The sequence below is a fragment of the Ralstonia pickettii genome, assembly GCF_016466415.2.
Classification (GTDB): domain Bacteria; phylum Pseudomonadota; class Gammaproteobacteria; order Burkholderiales; family Burkholderiaceae; genus Ralstonia; species Ralstonia pickettii.
In genome coordinates, this window is record NZ_CP066772.2 from 1,266,387 (window position 1) to 1,283,581 (window position 17,195).

At 65.6% G+C, this 17,195-nt stretch carries 15 protein-coding genes; 3 read left to right on the forward strand and 12 right to left on the reverse strand.

The window, feature by feature from the left end; genetic code table 11:
• The 5 genes from garD to kdgD form a co-directional block, all read right to left on the reverse strand.
• Positions 1–1,602, reverse strand: a complete 1,602-nt coding sequence (gene garD / locus RP6297_RS21890; RefSeq protein WP_009241832.1) for a galactarate dehydratase — start codon at positions 1,600–1,602, stop codon at positions 1–3.
• A gap of 35 nt (positions 1,603–1,637) precedes the next feature.
• A complete protein-coding gene (locus tag RP6297_RS21895; protein ID WP_009241833.1) occupies positions 1,638–3,047 on the reverse strand; it encodes an enolase C-terminal domain-like protein in 1,410 nt (469 codons plus the stop codon).
• Between the two features lie 18 nt (positions 3,048–3,065).
• Complete coding sequence (locus RP6297_RS21900; RefSeq protein ID WP_009241834.1) at positions 3,066–4,418, reverse strand: MFS transporter; 1,353 nt, start codon at positions 4,416–4,418, stop codon at positions 3,066–3,068.
• 100 nt (positions 4,419–4,518) lie between these two features.
• A complete protein-coding gene (locus tag RP6297_RS21905; RefSeq protein ID WP_009241835.1) occupies positions 4,519–6,090 on the reverse strand; it encodes an aldehyde dehydrogenase (NADP(+)) in 1,572 nt (523 codons plus the stop codon).
• 27 nt (positions 6,091–6,117) lie between these two features.
• Positions 6,118–7,056 carry a 5-dehydro-4-deoxyglucarate dehydratase gene (gene kdgD / locus RP6297_RS21910; RefSeq protein WP_009241836.1) on the reverse strand — a complete coding sequence of 313 codons (939 nt, stop codon included), beginning with the start codon at positions 7,054–7,056 and terminating at the stop codon, positions 6,118–6,120.
• Positions 7,057–7,394: 338 nt separating this feature from the next.
• Here kdgD and RP6297_RS21915 point away from each other — a divergent pair, with 338 nt between their 5' ends.
• Both RP6297_RS21915 and RP6297_RS21920 read left to right on the forward strand, forming a co-directional pair.
• Positions 7,395–8,291, forward strand: a complete 897-nt coding sequence (locus RP6297_RS21915) for a LysR substrate-binding domain-containing protein (RefSeq protein ID WP_009241837.1) — start codon at positions 7,395–7,397, stop codon at positions 8,289–8,291.
• 55 nt (positions 8,292–8,346) lie between these two features.
• Positions 8,347–8,712: a hypothetical protein gene (locus RP6297_RS21920; protein WP_009241838.1), complete on the forward strand. Its 366-nt coding sequence runs from the start codon at positions 8,347–8,349 to the stop codon at positions 8,710–8,712.
• Here the strand turns inward: RP6297_RS21920 and RP6297_RS21925 are convergent.
• The 7 genes from RP6297_RS21925 to RP6297_RS21955 are packed head-to-tail and all read right to left on the reverse strand — an operon-like array spanning position 8,709 to position 15,738.
• A complete protein-coding gene (locus RP6297_RS21925; RefSeq protein ID WP_009241839.1) occupies positions 8,709–9,650 on the reverse strand; it encodes an ABC transporter substrate-binding protein in 942 nt (313 codons plus the stop codon). The two genes, RP6297_RS21920 and RP6297_RS21925, sit on opposite strands and share 4 nt — an antisense overlap.
• Positions 9,651–9,675: 25 nt before the next feature.
• Positions 9,676–10,842 carry a c-type cytochrome gene (locus RP6297_RS21930; protein WP_009241840.1) on the reverse strand — a complete coding sequence of 389 codons (1,167 nt, stop codon included), beginning with the start codon at positions 10,840–10,842 and terminating at the stop codon, positions 9,676–9,678.
• Positions 10,843–10,856: 14 nt separating this feature from the next.
• On the reverse strand, positions 10,857–11,657 hold the full coding sequence (locus tag RP6297_RS21935) for an ABC transporter ATP-binding protein (RefSeq protein ID WP_009241841.1): 801 nt from the start codon (positions 11,655–11,657) through the stop codon (positions 10,857–10,859).
• On the reverse strand, positions 11,651–12,688 hold the full coding sequence (locus tag RP6297_RS21940; RefSeq protein ID WP_009241842.1) for an ABC transporter permease: 1,038 nt from the start codon (positions 12,686–12,688) through the stop codon (positions 11,651–11,653). Before RP6297_RS21940 ends, RP6297_RS21935 begins: the two co-directional genes overlap by 7 nt.
• Positions 12,689–12,731: 43 nt before the next feature.
• A complete protein-coding gene (locus tag RP6297_RS21945; protein ID WP_009241843.1) occupies positions 12,732–13,739 on the reverse strand; it encodes an ABC transporter substrate-binding protein in 1,008 nt (335 codons plus the stop codon).
• A 58-nt stretch (positions 13,740–13,797) separates the two neighbouring features.
• Positions 13,798–14,637 (reverse strand): class II aldolase/adducin family protein, encoded by an 840-nt coding sequence (locus tag RP6297_RS21950; protein WP_009241844.1) that lies wholly within the window; start codon positions 14,635–14,637, stop codon positions 13,798–13,800.
• A 9-nt stretch (positions 14,638–14,646) separates the two neighbouring features.
• A complete protein-coding gene (locus RP6297_RS21955; RefSeq protein ID WP_009241845.1) occupies positions 14,647–15,738 on the reverse strand; it encodes an LLM class flavin-dependent oxidoreductase in 1,092 nt (363 codons plus the stop codon).
• Positions 15,739–15,935: 197 nt separating this feature from the next.
• On the opposite strand from RP6297_RS21955, the gene RP6297_RS21960 reads away from it, so the two are divergent.
• On the forward strand, positions 15,936–17,144 hold the full coding sequence (locus RP6297_RS21960; protein ID WP_037028908.1) for an acyl-CoA dehydrogenase family protein: 1,209 nt from the start codon (positions 15,936–15,938) through the stop codon (positions 17,142–17,144).
• Positions 17,145–17,195: the final 51 nt, after the last annotated feature.

A 17,195-nucleotide genomic window follows, 5' to 3' on the forward strand; every position in this document is an offset into this window, starting at 1 on the left:
TCAGGTCACCGGGGCGGGGTTGAACAGGGCCAGCGCATTATGCAGACCCAGCTTGTCGGCGCAAACTTGCTTGCGGCCGCTCGCCACGTCAAGAATCAGGTGGAACAGCTCCCAGCCGATGTCGGCAATGCTCGCTTCGCCTGTGGCGATGCGGCCGGCGTCGAGGTCGATCAGGTCATGCCAGCGCTCGGACAGCGCCTTGCGCGTCGACACTTTGATGACCGGCGCCATGGCCAGGCCATACGGCGTGCCGCGGCCGGTCGTGAACACCTGCAGGTTCATGCCGGAGGCCAGCTGCAACGTGCCGCACACGAAATCGCTGGCGGGCGTCGCAGCAAAGATCAGGCCCTTGCGACGCACTTTCTCACCCGGGCCAAGCACATCGACGATGGGCGTGCTGCCCGACTTGACGATCGATCCAAGCGCCTTTTCCACCACGTTCGACAGGCCGCCCTTCTTGTTGCCCGGCGACGGGTTGGCACTGCGGTCAGTCTGGCCGCCGCTCAAGTAATCGTCGTACCAGGCCATCTCGCGCAGTAGCGCACGGCCGACGTCTTCATTAATGGCGCGCGGCGTGAGCAGATGAATGGCGTCACGCACCTCGGTCACTTCCGAGAACATCACCGTGCCGCCTGCACGCACGATCAGGTCGGCCGCAAAGCCCACCGCCGGGTTGGCTGTCACGCCCGAAAACGCATCGCTGCCGCCGCACTGCACCCCGACCACGAGATCGGATGCCGGACAGGTTTCGCGCTGGCGCTTGTTCAGGTGTTCCAGGCGGCGCTCGGCCATCTCCATGATGGCATCTGTCATGCCGATGAAGCCGTCAAAGGCTTCGTCCTGCAGACGCAGCACCGGCGAATCCGCCGTGCCGGCCACTTCGATCGGAATGCGGCCACCCGGCGCGAGCTTTTCCGGCACAAGGCGTTCGGGCACAAGCTTTTCGCAGCCCAGGCCGATCACCATGATCTCGCCGCCAAAGTTCGGATTGAGCGCCAAGTTCTGCAGCGTGCGGATCGGCACGATGGCGGCCGGCGCGTTGATGGCGACGCCGCAACCGTACACGTGGTTGAGCGCCACCACATCGTCAACGTTCGGGAAACGCGGCAACAGTTCGCGCTTGATGCGGCCCACGACGTAATCCGTCACGCCCGCCACGCACTGCACGCTGGTCATGATGCCGAGCACGTTCTTCGTGCCGACCGTGCCATCAGCATTGCGATAGCCCTCGAAGGTATAGCCCTCCAGCTTTGCCAGCTTCGGGTCCGGCCGCGTGGCCAGCGGCAGTTCGTCCAGCGCGGGGGCGGACGGCAGCTTCACGGCGTGCTCATTGACCCAGCTACCGCGCGGCAGCGGCTTCACGGCGTAACCGATCACCTCGTTGTAGCGGATGATCGCGTCGCCTTCAGCCAAGTCGACAAGCGCCACCTTGTGGCCTTGCGGCACGCCTTCGACGAGCACCGTGCCATCGGCCAGTGCCGTGCCGGCGGGCAGGCCGCGTGCGTTGACGACGATGGCGACGTTGTCACCGTCGTGCACGCGAATCGTCAGCGCCTTTTCAGTTGCGTTGCCGGCCTCAGGGGCCAGCGTCGGTTCAGACATCACAGACTCCGTGATTGATTCAAACGGGTTTGGCTTCAACGTCCCAGGCTCGGACGTTTCGGGTCATACGTCCAGCCCGGCACGAGGTATTGCATGGCCATGGCGTCGTCACGCGCGCCAGGGCCCAGGGTCTTGTACAGCGTATGGGCCGCCATGACGCGCTCCATGTCGATTTCGATGCCGAGGCCCGGGCGCTCCGGCACGGCCACGTGGCCGCCCTGGATGCGCGGCGGCTCGCGCGTCAGGCGCTCCTCGGCCTCCTGCCAGATCCAATGCGTATCGATGGCCGTGATGTTGCCCGGTGCGGCGGCGGCCACATGCGTGAACATGGCCAGCGACACATCGAAGTGGTTGTTGGAATGCGAGCCCCACGTCAGGCCCCACGCGTCGCACAGCTGCGCGACGCGCACGGAGCCTTGCATGGTCCAGAAATGCGGATCGGCCAACGGAATATCGACTGCCTGCAGCTGCACGGCATGGCCCATCTGACGCCAGTCGGTCGCGATCATGTTGGTGGCCGTCGGGATGCCGGTGGCGCGCTTGAACTCGGCCATCACCTCGCGGCCCGAATAGCCGGCTTCGGGGCCGCACGGGTCTTCGGCATAGGCCAGCAGATGGCCTTGGCCCTTGCACAGCGCAATTGCCTCGTTAAGCGACCACGCGCCGTTCGGGTCCAGCGTGACCCGGGCGTGCGGAAAGCGCGCCTTGATGGCGGCAATCGCTTCCATCTCGTCGGCACCGTGCATCACGCCGCCCTTGAGCTTGAAATCGGCAAAACCGTAACGCGCGGTGGCGGCTTCGGCCAGGCGCGCGATGGCGTCGGGCGTCATCGCGGCTTCGTGGCGCAGGCGCAGCCAGTCGTCGGTGGCGTTCGCGCCATCCAGATACGGCAGATCGGTCTTGCGACGGTCGCCCACGTAGAACAGGTACGCGAGCATCGGGGCGCTATCGCGCTGCTGCCCGGCACCGAGCAGCTCTGCCACCGGCACCTCCAGAAACTGGCCAAGCAGATCGAGCAGCGCCGCTTCCACCGCCGTGATGACGTTGTCCATGCGCAGGTTGATCTCGTGCGGCTGGCGCAGCACGGCCGCTTCCGAAGCGGAGGTGACCTGGTGCACTGTCGCTTGATGCGCGGCATCGCCGCCACCGGCCAGCGCGCGGCGAACGTTGTTCAGCACGCCATTGGTACGGCCGATCGATTGACCGACCACCAGCGGAATCACACGCTCCAGCGCTTGGCGGATGCCCTCCCCGCCCGGCACCTCGCCCACGCCGGTACGCCCGGCGTTGTCCTTCAGGATCACGAGATTGCGCGTAAAGAACGGAGCATGCGCGCCGCACAGGTTCAGCAGCATGCTGTCGTGGCCCGCGACGGGAATCACCTGCATCTCCGTCACCCGAGGTGTGTGCGTGCGTGCGCCGGACTCGATCGATTGCAACGTCACTTACGAGGCTCCCGTGGCTTACAGCGGCTTCAGTTCCACACGCTTGATCTCGCCCACCATGAACAGGTAGCAGACGATGGCGACCAGCGCGTGGATCCCCACGTACACCAGCGCACCGTTGAACGACCCCGTGGTGTTGACGATGTAACCGATGGCGATGGGCGTGGTGATGCTCGACAGGTTGCCGAACGTGTTCATCAGCGCGCCCGACAAGCCGGCGATCTGCTTGGGCGCCGTATCGGAGTTCACCGCCCAGCCCAGCGCACCGAGGCCCTTGCCGAAGAACGACAGCGCCATCACCGCCACCACGATGGCCTGCGCGTCGACGTAGTTGCAGATCACCATGGTCATGGAGAGCAGCATGCCCAGCACGATGGGCACCTTGCGCGCCACCGAAAGCGAGGCACCACGCCGAAGCAGCGCGTCTGAGATGATCCCGCCCAGAATGCCGCCCAGGAAGCCGCACACCGCCGGGATCGACGCAACGAAGCCCGCCTTCAGGATCGACATGCCGCGCGCCTGCACCAGATACACCGGGAACCACGTGATGAAAAAGTACGTAAGCGCATTGATGCAGTACTGCGCGATGTACACACCCATCAGCATGCGGTTCTGCAGGAGCTGCTTCACGTAGCCGAGCTTCGGGCCCTCGGTCTTGGCCACACCCGCGCGGTCCATGTTCACCAGGCCGCCGCCGGCTTCGATGTATTCGATTTCGGCACGGTTGACGCCCGGGTGGTCCTTCGGTTCGTGCACGAAGGTTCTCCACACGACCGCCATGACGATGCCGATCACGCCCATCACGATAAACACGTGATGCCAGCCGAACGCGTGCACCAGCCACGCCATCAGCGGGGCAAACACCACCGTGGCTGCGTACTGCGCAGAGTTGAAGATGGCCGCTGCGGTGCCCCGCTCGTTGGCCGGAAACCACGCCGCCACGATGCGGCTGTTCGCTGGGAAGGACGGCGCCTCGGCTGCGCCCACCAGAAAGCGCAGGCAGAACACCATGGCGATGGCGGCGGCGCCGGTAAAGAAGCCGATCGCTCCCTGCGCCAGCGTGAAGACCGACCACAGCAGAATGCTGAACGTGTAAACGCGTTTCGAACCGAAGCGGTCGAGCAGCCAGCCGCCCGGAATCTGCGCGATCACATAAGCCCAGCCGAACGCCGAAAAAATGTAGCCAAGCGACACGGCATCGATGCCGAGTTCCTTCTGCATGGCCGAGCCGGCAATGGAGATGGTCGCCCGATCGGCGTAATTGATGGTCGTCACGATAAACAGCATCGCGAGGATCACGAAACGCACGCGGCTCATGCGCTCAGTGCGCGGCACGGCCTGCGCTCCCACTGCGGGGGCCTTGATGTCCATCGTCTCCTCCTTGCGCCGGCACCAGCCGTGCCGGCAGGATCAAGTCGCCGGGTCCTGTGCGGCCCGGCGTGTTGTTTTTTTCTAATCGACTGCTACGGCTTCACGCCCAGCTTCCATCCACCAGACGGCGGAGCTTCAGCGGGTTGCCGTCTTGCAGCGCTTCGGGCAACAGTTCGGCCGGCAGATCCTGGTAGCACACCGGGCGCAGGAAGCGTTCGATGGCCGCCGTGCCGACCGAAGTCGTGCGTGCATCCGTCGTTGCCGGCCACGGCCCGCCGTGCACCATGGCGTGGCACACCTCAACACCGGTTGGCCAGCCATTGGCCAGAATGCGCCCCGCCTTGCGTTCCAGAATCGGCAGCAGCGAACGCGCGATCGCCGTGTCGCCCGCATCCAGATGCAGCGTGGCCGTCAGCTGGCCTTCAAGCGATTCGGCAAGCGCCCGCAACTCGTCCGCATCGCGGCAGCGCACGACGAGGCCGGTGGCGCCGAAGATCTCGTCGTGCAACGCCGGTTGCGCCTGGAAGCTCTTCGCATCGGTGATGTAGAAGCCGGCTTGCCCGCGGTTGGGTTCGTCGCTGTCTTGGCCGCGTGCAACGCAGCGCACGTTGGCCTCGGAGGCCAGCTTGTCGACGCCACGTGTGTAGGCGCTGTGGATGCCTGCGGTGAGCATCGGCTGCGCAGCCACGCCGCCCATGGCCGCAGCGGCGGCCGCCTCAAAGGCATCCAGCTCCGGCCCGTCGATGGCGAGCAGCAGGCCCGGGTTCGTACAGAACTGGCCCGCACCCATCGTCAGCGACGCCACGTACTGCTGACCCAGCGCAGCAGCACGCTTGGCCAGTGCATCGGGCAGCAGGAATACGGGGTTGATGGCGCTCAACTCGCCATATACCGGAATCGGCTGCGGACGCGCCTGCGCAATGCGCAGCAGCGCCTGACCGCCTGCACGCGAGCCTGTAAAGCCCACTGCCTGAATATGCGGATCCGCCACCAGTGCGCCCGCCACATCGTTGTCCGCCAGGATGAGCGAGAACACGCCTTCCGGCAGCCCACACTGCGCCACCGCCGCTTGAATGGCGCGGCCCACGAGTTCGGACGTACCCGGGTGTGCCGGATGCGCCTTCACGACCACCGGGCAACCGGCGGCCAGCGCCGACGCGGTATCTCCACCCGCCACCGAAAACGCCAGCGGGAAGTTGCTCGCGCCGAACACGGCGACGGGCCCCAGCGCAATGCGGCGCATGCGCAGGTCCGAGCGCGGCAACGGCTTGCGTTCGGGCAGAGCCGAATCCAGGCGTGCGCCCACGGCATCACCGGCACGCACCACGCTTGCAAACAAGCGCAGCTGATTGCACGTGCGGCCGCGCTCGCCTTCCAGGCGCGGACGCGGCAATGCCGATTCGGCCATCGCGCGCTCGATCAAGGCATCGCCCAGCGCTTCGATCTGGCTGGCGATGGCTTCCAGAAAGGCTGCACGGGTTTCCGGCGCGGTTTCGCGGTAAACGTCAAAAGCCGCGGCGGCCAGTTCAGCGGCACGCGCGGCCTCGGCCTTGGAGGCCAGGGTGAATTCAGGTTCGAGCCATTCCCCGGTGGCGGGGTTCATGGCGCGAACCTTGCCGGCACCACCCGCCACGCGGGCAGCACCCAACAACAGTTCGCCGCTCAGTTGCATAAGGATTCCTTGTGTTTTCGGTTGCGCTCAGGCCGCCAGCTTTTCCACTTCGGCAACGCGCGACACCAACGCCGACAGTTCTGCAATCTCGGCGTCGGTCAGGTCGGTCAACGGAGCACGGACCGGACCTGCGTCACGGCCGATGACCTTCATACCGGCCTTGACGATCGACACCGCATAGCCGCGCTTACGGTTGCGCAGCTGGATGTACGGCAGCACGAACTCGTTGAGCATCTTGTAGACCTTGGCATTGTCGAACGCGCGCACGGCGGCGTAGAACTCTAGCGCGAACTTGGGCACGAAGTTGAAGATGGCCGACGAATACGTCGTCACGCCCATCGTCAGGTACGGCAGCGCAAAGGTTTCGGCCGTCGGCAGGCCGCCGACATAGGTAAAGCGGTCGCCCAGGCGGGCGTAAATGCGCGTCATCAGTTCCAGATCGCCCACGCCATCCTTGAAGCCGACCAGGTTCGGGCAGCGGTCTGCCAGGCGTTCCAGGTGGTTCTCGTCGAGGACCTGGTTGGCGCGGTTGTAGACGATCACGCCGAGCTTGGTCGATTTGCAGACCTGCTCCACGTGAGCGGCCACGCCGTCGGCAGAGGCTTCGGTCAGGTACGGCGGCAGCAGCAGGATGCCGTCGGCGCCGGCAGCTTCTGCGGCTTTGCTGTATTCGATCGATTCGGCCGTGCCGCGGCCGGCCGGGGCGATCACCGGAATCTTGCCGGCGGTTTCAGCCACGGCAGCACGCACCACGCGGTCCGTCTCGGCTGCGGTGAGCGAGAAGAATTCGCCCGTGCCGCCCGCGGCAAACAGGCCGGCGGCCTCGTGGCTGAACAGCCAGCTGAGGTTGGCGCGATACGCGGCCTCGTCGAACGACAGATCCGACGCCTTGAAGTGCGTGATCGGAAAGGACAGCAGACCGGAGCCAATCTGTTGGGCAAATTCTTTAGGGCTGTATCGGGACATGTCTCGCTCGTGATGAATGCGTGTTGTTGGTGAGCGAATTCTTGCATCGGGATCGATTCAAGTCCAAGCCAACTAATAACTCGATTAATACAGAATTTGTATTGATACAGGGTCTTCCCTGAGTCGACGATGGGGATGCTGCGGCTGCACGTGGCGGCTGGCTGCGCCGGCTCATCGCCGCGTCACACGGCGCCCTCGGCCTCCACGTAAAAAGCGCATGCCCAAAGTGAAAGTCCGCTATTTGCCGCGCCGATGCGCTAAGACCGAGCCGATTCTTGCATCGGCGATCTTTCCGATTCAAGATAAGCACTGACTCTATCCATACAGTTTTTGAATCGATGTTTGAACTCAGCCAACTCCGCTGCTTTGTTGCCGTGGCCGAAGAGCTGCACTTTGGGCGCGCGGCAGAACGCCTGCACATGACCCAGCCGCCGCTGTCGCGCCAGGTGCGGCTGCTCGAACATCAGGTCGGTACGGCACTGCTGGAACGCAACAGCCGCTCGGTCAAGCTGACGGCGGCCGGGCGCAGTTTTCTACCCGATGCGTCTCGCATCCTGCGCTTGGCGGACGAAGCTGCGGCCACGGCCCGGCGCGTGGCGACGGGGGCTGCCGGGCAATTGGCGATCGGCTTTACCGCGTCGGTCGGCTATGGGAAGTTGCCTTCGCTGGTGAGCGCCGTGCGGGCGGCTTCACCGGGCGTGCGGCTGACGCTCAAGGAGATGGTGAGCGGCGCGCAGCTCTCGGCGCTGGATGCGCGCGAGATCGACGTGGGCCTGCTGCGCCCGCCGGTGGAGCACGGCGAGCTGATTGCCGTGCCGTGCTCGCAGGAAGCGCTGGTGATCGCCCTTCCGGAAGCCGTGGCCGACAGTTGGCCGCAACGCCCCAGCCTGCGCGACTGCGAGGGCCAGCCGCTGCTGATGTATTCCCCATACGAGGCGCGCTATTTCCACCAGATGGTCAGCAGCCTGCTGGAGCGCGCGGAGGTGCTGCCCGACATCGTTGAATACGTCAGCCAGATCCACTCGATGCTGGCGCTGGTGCGTGCCGGCATCGGCGTAGCGCTCATTCCCGCAGCGGCGGCCATGCTGCACTTCGAGGGCGTCGTCTATCGCCCGGTACGCACCACGCCGGCCAAGCCGGTTGAACTGTGGATGGCCTATCGCAAGGACAACGACAACCCCGTGTTCAACCTGCTCAAGACGGTGCTGCACAACACTCTTGCCGAGGGGCGCTGAATTCACCCGGCACCGCATTTGCTGAAGCCATGGCGATCCCGACCCGGAGACCGCCATGCCGAAAACACCCCAGAACATTCCACGCACCGCCCTGTGGCTCGCCGCGGCGGCAATAGGCCTGACGGTGGTTGCTTTGCCGCATCCCGCCCACGGCAAACTGCCGCCGCCCACGCCGGCTGAGCAAGCCGCCGCTGCCCGGCAGGCCGAGACCGAGCGCGCCCAGAAAGCACAGGAGCAGGCCCAGCTGACCGCAGTGCAGGACCGTCTGGCGGCGCGCTTTGGCAAGGGCGGCAACAACGCGCCAGACGCCGTCACGCCGGTCGCCAACCTGCCCAAGAACGTCGCAGAAGCGCCGGGTACGGCGGGCCCGCATGGCGGCTCGCGGCCGAGCGCGGAATCCCATTCGGGCAACGCCCGCTAGGCAACCAGCGGAAACCCCGTGTCAAACGTGGTGGCCACTTCCAGCCGCTGTTTGAGCAGACCCACCTTCACGTAGAAATCGGCCGTGCGCTGCTGCTCGGCAATGAGCTGCGGATCGATGGCGCGCCACACGGTCTGCCGCCGCGCAAACTGCAGCCGCGCGGCCTCCGGCGCAATGCCGATGATGCGGGCCAGCGTGACTGAAAAGCTATCGACATGCTGATACGACCACACCTGCGCGCGCACCACGCGCTGCAGGAAATCGCCCAGTGCGTCGCGCTTGGCGGCCAGAGCCGCGTCGGTCGCCGCCAGGTAGCTGAGTCCCGACCACAACCCGCGTCCGTTGACCAGCACGCGCGCGTGCTTGGCCGTTTCGGCCATCGCGGTGTAAGGCTCCCACGTTGACCACGCATCGATCGAACCGTTGACCAGCGCAAGCTTGGCATCCGCAGGCGGCAGAAAACGGAAGTTGGCGTCGTCCGGGCCCAGCCCTGCAGATTCCAACGCCTTGAGCGCCACGAAATGCCCGATCGACCCGCGGTTTGTGCCGATCGACTTGCCTTTCAGATCCGCGGCGGTGTTCAGCGGAGAGTCCGGCCGCACCAGCACCGCCGTGCCGTATGGGTCGGATCGGTTGGCGCCGATCAGTTTGATCCGTGTGCCCGCCGCCAGGGCAAAGATGGCTGGTGCATCCCCAATGGGGCCCAAGTCGACGGCGCCTGCATTGAGCGCTTCGGCCAGCGGTGCGGCCGCCGGAAATTCGGTCCATTGGATGTCGTACGACACGCCTTTGAGCGCGTCGGCGGCTTCGAGCAGCGCGCGCAGTCCGCCCTTCTGGTCACCAGCCTTGAGCACGATGCGGGGTTGCGCGATGGACAAGGCAGGCGCGGCAGCGAGTGCCAGCGTGGATTGCAGAAAACGTCGTCGATGTTGCGGCATGGTGATGGAGCGATGCGGTCGAGGGTCAATGAATGAAACCGCCTTTCACATAGCGCACCGGTTCGGCGTCCATGCGGGCGATCAAGGCGTCGAGGCCGCTTGTGCTGCGGGCGGTTCCGCGGGCGGCCGAGGTGCACAGGAAGTCAGCATCGGACCACGTGGTGCCCGGTGCGCCGCGTGCGCGCAACCACCCGTTGCGGTCGGCCAGCAACTGCGTGCCGGAGAACGCTTGCGGCGCGGCACCGGCAATGGTGGCGAAGACGCTCCAGGCGTCGGCACCTTCAGCCACACAGCGCGCCTCAAACGCGCGGGTTGGCGGTGGCAACGTGCCATCCGGCGTGATGAGCAATGTCTGGAAACGCGGGTCTTCCAGCGGGATGCCGGCTCTCGATGCCGCATCCACCGCCACCACCCTCACGCGTTGGCCGTTGCGCCACGTCGCCAAGGATTGAGTCGGCGCATCCCCGCAACGCACGGGCAGCGCCGGCAGCGCCACAGGTAGTGGCCAGCCGCCGGCACGCACGCCACCACTCGCTGCCAGCACCTTCATCGCGTCGAGCACCGCCCAGATATCGGCGTCGCTCAATCGATCGGCAAATGCAGGCATGGTGGACGCGCCTTGTGTATCGACCATGCCGTGAGCGATGTGCCAGAACAGTTCGCCATCGGGATGACGGCCAAGCAATGGGCCGACCACCGTGGGCGGCCAGCGCCTGGGCGTGGCTGCCAAGGGGCCTTCGCCTCGGCCATCTGCGCCGTGGCAGCTTGCACAGACCGCGTTGTAGATGCGCGTGCCCTGCGTGATGGATGCCACCGAAAATGCCGTCGGGCTGACATGGAAACTCGTCGGCACGGCGGGCGCGAGCACAACCGCCGACGGCCACGGCGCCACCACAAGCAGGCCCGCCGCGACGCCGGATGACACCGGCCGCCACCGCCGCACGAGCACGGCGATCACGACGGCCACCAACGCGAGCATCAAGGCAATCAGCGTCAGGCCAAGCTGCCGCGCTTGCCCAAGGTCAATCAACAGGGTTTCGCCCGCGATGCGCACGTCCCACGGCCATGCTGGCTGCCCGTGCGCCTCGCCTGTCAGCCCAAGCGTGTGCAGCAGCACCAGCACGCCGTGCTGCGCCCATTGCAGAAAGCCAAGCAATGCGTTGAGCCAGACCGTCGCTTCCGGTCCGCTCATGATGGTGCCGCCATCTACCAGGTCTCACCCAAGCCGAGATGACCGAGTGCCTCGTGCCGCAATGCGCTCAAGCGCGGGTCGCCGCGATGGCGCGGGTAAGGCAGGTCCACCGTCAGTTCCGCCGTGATGCGCGCCGGACGCGGGCTGAAAATGACCACACGCTGCGCCAGGAACAGCGCCTCCTCCACATCGTGCGTCACCAGCACGGTCGAGAAGCGGGCGCGTTGCCACAGCGTCACCAGCTCGCTCTGCATGGCCAGCCGCGTGAGTGAATCCAGCTTGCCCAGCGGCTCGTCCAGCACCAGCAACTGCGGATCGTTGACCAGCGCACGCGCCAGCGCCACACGTTGCGCCATGCCGCCCGACAGCTCATGCGGAAACGCCCGATGAAAGCCGCCCAGGCCCACGCGTTCCAGCGCGTCGTTCACGCGGTCACGCTCTGCATTGAGCACGCCGCGCGCTTGCAGACCCAGCGCAACGTTGTCCCACACGCGGCGCCACGGATAGAGCGTCGGGTCCTGGAAAACCACCACACGAGATGGGTCGGGCTCGCTGATGGGCTTGTCGTCCTGCAGGATGCGACCATGCGTGGGCGGTTCCAGCCCCGCGATCAGGCGCAGCAGGGTGGACTTGCCGCAACCGCTTGGCCCAAGCAGCGCCACGAATTCACCGCGCTGTATGGTCAGGCTCACACCGTCGAGCACCTGCAGCGGATTGGCGCGGCTGCCAAACCAGTGGCTGACGCCCTGCACGTCGATGCGTGCGCCGACAGCGGCCGCAGGCGGCGGCGCCTCGCGTTCGAGCACGGCTACCATTTCAGCGTCCCCTTCTGCCAGACCAGCGCGCGGTCACGCACCTTGAAGAGCAGCGTGATGATGCTCGAGAACAGCAGCGCCATGACGATCAGCGCGGCATACATGTTGACGTACGATGCCCAGCCTTGCGCCCAGGTCAGGTACCAGCCGAGGCCCGACTTCACGCCCATCATCTCCGCCGTCACCAGCACCGTGAACGACGCGCCCAGCCCCATGAACAGCCCCACGAACACCTGCGGCAGGGCTGCCGGAATCGCCACACGCAGTACGAGGAACGCGTTGGATGCGCCCAGCGTTCGCGCTACGTCGTAGTAGCTTTTGCTCACGCCCGCCACGCCGGACCACGTGAGCACCGCCACGGGAAAGCCGGCAGCCAGGGCGATCAGGAAAGCCGCCGCCGAATAGCTCGACGGGAAGAAGTAGAACGTGATCGGCAACAGCGCCGTCGCCGGCAACGGCCCGAGAATGCGCAGCACCGGATGCACCCAGTAGCCCACCGCGCGCGACCAGCCGATCGACACGCCCACCAGAAAGCCCGTCAACGCACCAAGCAGATAGCCAATGCCGAGCAACTTGAGCGTATTCAGCACGCTGTCGCCCAGACGCGGCCAGTCTTCCGAATAGACCTCGATCAATGCCTGCGGCGGCGCAAAGAACGGTGTGGGCAATGCACCGGACTTGGCGGTCAGCACCTCCCACAAGGCCAGCACCACAGGCACGGCGATCAACCACGGCCCGGCTGGCTGCAGCGCTTCCTGCACGGGCCGCAACGGGGACACATGGCCCGCCGCCAACGCCACCACGAACAGCGCAATGCCAACGATCAACGCGGCAACGCCCAGCTCCGCCGTGAACGCCCAGTCGCTGAAGCCGACCACGTGGTTGGGCCAGCGCCACGTCAGCAGGCCGAAGGCGGCCCAAGCCAATGCGGCCACGGCGCCGGTGCGCCATGCGCCTCCGCGCTCGACGGCATCGGCAAATGGGTTGGACAGCGGGGCCGGCGCCTCCAGTGTTTGCGGGATGGTGCTCATGTCGATGTGTTCCTCATGTGCTCATCTGCTCATGTGCCGTGTGTCAGGCCAGCACATTCACGTACACGTGCTGCGCAAGGCGCTGCGGATCGGTGGTCTTCTTGATGACGCCGATGCGGCGGAAGTCTTCCGCGTAGAAGGCGATCTCGTCGCGCAGGTCGATGCCGGTCGGGTGATGCGTGTACGTGAGCGTGGCGTAGAGCTTGCGCAAGTCGTCCAGTGCCACCTTGGGCGAATACTTGGCAAACACCTTGGCGGCCTCATTCGGGTTCTCGTTGACGAAGTCCGTGGCCTGCACAATCGAACGCGCCAGTGCTGATGCTGCCGGACGGTCATTGCGCACCAGTTCGCCCCGTGCGCCGATGACACAGCAGACCTTGCGTGCGTATTCACCGGAGAGGTTCGTGGCCAGTTCCACATACGCGCCGTTCGTACGTTTCTCCAGCAGGTAGAGGTTCGGATCGCCGTCGGCAATCGCCTGGATCTCGCCTTTATCCACCGCCACGCCCAGCAGGTCGGCCGGGTACTGGCGCCAGGTGATGTCCTTGTCCGGGTCAATCCCGTTCTTGGCCAGCAGGATGGTGAAGAAGTGCTTGCCCGGCGCGGCAAGATCGCTCACACCCACGGTCTTTCCCCTGAGCGCCGCCAGGCTGGTGACGCCTGCCGCCTTGGAACCCACAAGCCGCACACAACCGCCATGCGAGCTGCCGATGATCTTCACGTCAAAGCCCGCCTCCAGCGGCTTGAGCCAGCGGTGGATCATGCCGACTGCAGCGTCCGCCTTGCCTGTGGCGATGGATTCGAGCAGTTGATCGGTCGAGCCGCTGTAGTTGATCAGATCGACGTGCAGTCCGTTCTTTTCGAAGAAGCCGCGTTCCTGCGCTACCACGATGGGCGTCAGGCAAAACGAGTTCTGGTTCCACGCAAACGTCAGCTTGCGCTGTTGCGAGTAGGCCTTGCGGCCCAGGATCAATGCCGGTGCGGCCAGCGCCGTGGCGGCCGCTGCGTGCAATATCTTGCGGCGCGAGATGCCCGCGGTCTCTTCGCTCATTGAATGCTCCCCGTGATGATGTGTTCGATGTGTTCGATCTGTTCTGTCAGGCGACGGCTTAATCGAGCACGTCCGGCTCGGCCGCGACCAGGCCGGCGTAAAGGCTTTCGAACGCGTGCAGCGCACCCTCCTGGCCGCCCACCTGGCTGTGGGTGTGGCGCGCGGTGGCGGCATCGATGGGCTGCGGCGTGCCCGCGGCTTCGGCAAGCAGTTGCGTGTGGGCAGCGTTGTCCAGCGCGATGTACCACCACGCTGCGGCTTCCACCGTCGGGCCTGCCGTGAGGATGCCGTGGTTCTTCAGGATCACGCCCTTGTGCGTGCCGCCGTCGGGCTTGGTGAGCGCATGCGCAATGCGCTCGCCTTCGCTGGAATCGACCACCATGCCGGTGAAGTCGTCGAACAGCGCGTGATCTTCATAGAACGAGCATGCGTCCTGCGTGAGCGGATCCAGCGGCCGGCCCAGGGTCGACCACGCCTTGCCGTAGGTCGAATGGGTGTGCGCCGCAGCCACGATGTGCGGATGCGCTTCGTGAATCGCCGCATGAATCGCAAACGCCGCCTTGTTCAGCGGCCGGTTGCCGATGACGGTCTCGCCACGCGCGTTCACGAGCAGGAGGTCCGACACCTTGATGCGCGAGAAATGCACCCCCAGCGGGTTGACCCAGAAGTGGTCCGTCAACTCCGGGTCGCGTGCGGTGATGTGCCCCGCCAGCCCGAGGTCGAAGCCGTGCCGCGCAAACAGGCGGAACGCCCCCGCAAGCCGCTCCTGCCGATGGCGCCGCTCGGCCTCGAGCGTCGGCCGCGTGGCGGGCGGATCAAACCAGAACTTCTGCTGCGGCGTGCTGTTCAGCTTGAGCGTGGACGATGCCGGGCGCTCGATGGAGAAGACTGCGCTCATGCCCGTGCCTCATGCGGCCTTGCGCTGCGCATCACGCTGCGCGACCAGCTCGCGCACACGCGGGATGAGCGTGCGACCGTAATCCACCACGTCTTCCAGCGGATCAAAACCGCGGATCAGGAAGGTGGTGACGCCCAGGTCGTAGTAGTCGAGCAGCGCATCGGCCACCTGCTCCGGCGTGCCGACGAGCGCAGTGGAATTGGAGCGTCCGCCGGTTTCCTTGGCGATAGCCGTCCACAAACGTTTGTCGACGCGCTCGCCTTGTTCGGCAGCCGCGAGCAGGCGGCGTGCGCCCTCGCTCTGTTGCGGGCCGCCTCGGCTGTAGCCCTGCTGCACACGCAGCGCGCGCGTCCGCTCAAGGATGCTCTCTGCCCGTGCCCAGGCGGCGTCTTCCGTTTCCGCCAGGATCGGGCGGAACGACACCGAGAACCGGATGCTGCGCCCGTGCTTGGCGGCTTCGGCCCGCACGCGCGTTGTCAGATCGCGCACCTGGTCGAGCGATTCACCCCACAGCGCATACACGTCGGCATGCTTGCCGGCCACCTCGACGGCCACGTCCGAAGCACCACCGAAGTAGATCGGCACATGGGGCTTTTGCGCGGGCTTCACCTCGGAGAAGCCTTGCTCGAAGCGATAGAAAGCGCCCTCGTGGTCGAACGGCTTCGATTCTGTCCAGATGCGCCGCAGGATGCCGAGATATTCGGCTGTGCGCGCGTAGCGCTGGTCGTGGTCGAGGTAGTCGCCATCGCGACGTTGCTCGCTGTCGGACCCGCCCGAGATAAAGTGCACGCCCAGGCGGCCACCGGTGAACTGGTCCAGCGTGGCGATCTGGCGCGCAGCCAGCGTCGGATTGGTAAACCCGGGCCGGTGCGCGAGCATGAAGTGAATGCGCTCCGTCAACGCCGCTGCATACGAAATCGTGAGCGTGGCCGACGGGCCCGTCGAGTGATGCGGCACCAGAATGCGGTCAAAGCCTGCCTGCTCATGCGCCTGGGCAAAGGCACGCACGTAATCGCGGTCGATCACGGGCCCGTTCGGATCGGGCGGGTGAATTTCCGACTGCTTCTGGCTCTGGATCATGCCGATGAAATCGACGCTCATGCTGGCTCCGTTCCGCATATCGTTAGAAGACTTGCGAGGCATTGCGCCCCGCCATGAATGCGAATGAAGTTACGTCACCACCTGCATTGCACTAACGAATAATTTCAACGCTGCATATACGGCATAGGTCGTTCGTGACGGCTGGCAACCCGGATACGCTGTGCGCCAATGTCACCTGCTTCGCACATTGCATCGCCATGTCGCCTGCTCCCTTGCATCGTCTGCCAACGCCGCCCGACCGGCTTGCCGAAGTGCTGGCCACCATTGCTCCGCAGCTGGCCGCGTCCGCCGCACAGCACGATCTGCAGGGCAGCTTTCCGCACGAAAACTTTGCGTTGCTGCATGCTTCGGGGTTGATCGCGCAGGTCATTCCGCAAACGCATGGCGGTGGCGGCGCGGGCCTGAAAACGGCACGCCAGATCATTGCGTCCATCGCGCATGCCGATGCAGCCACCGCGCTGGTGCTGACCATGACGTACCTACAGCACCGCGCCATTGCGCGTGCCGATACACGCTGGCCCGCGCATGTCAGGCAACAGGTGTTTGCGACTGCGCTGAATGAAGGCGCGCTGATCAACGCGCTGCGCGTGGAGCCCGACCTCGGCACGCCCGCACGCGGCGGTTTGCCCGCCACAGTGGCAACGCGTGTGGGCAACAACTGGCGCATCCGGGGCCGCAAGCTTTACAGCACCGGCAGCCCTGCCCTGCGCTGGCTGTCCGTGTGGGGCCGCACCGATGAGGCCGAGCCGCGCGTGGGGATCTTTCTCGTGCCGCGTCCGTTGCCGGAAACACCAGGTATCCGCATCGAAGAAACCTGGAACCACCTCGGCCTGCGCGCCTCGGGCAGCCACGACGTCATCCTCGAAGATGTGGAGATTCCGCTCGACCACGCCGTCGATATCCGCCCTGCTTCGGAATGGGCAGCGCACAGTGCCGCGCAAGCCGACACGGGCGCGCAACTCGACCAGCAAGCCTGGATGAACGTGCTGCTCGGCAGCCTGTACGACGCCGTGGCGCAGGCCGCGCGCGACTGGCTCATCCAGTTTCTGAACACGCGGGCACCGGCCAACCTGGGCGGGCCGCTGGCCACGCTGCCGCGCATGCAGGAAGTGGTGGGCGAGGTTGCCGCCGCGCTGCAAACCAACCGCGTGCTGCTCGATCATGCAGCCGAAGCCGCCGATGCGGGCGCGCCGCTTTCCATCACTGACAGCGGGCTGCTCAAGTACACCGTCACCACCAACGCGATCCGCGCCGTGGAGTTGGCGCTGCAGGTGTCCGGCAATCACGGGCTGTCGCGCCACAACCCGCTCGAGCGCCACTATCGCGATGTGCTGTGCAGCCGCATTCACACGCCGCAGAACGACTCCATCCTGCTGGCAGCCGGCCGTACTGCGCTCGGGGTTTAGCTGGACGCCGCCAACCAAGTCCAGCAAGATGCCCAAAAATCCCACATCAGG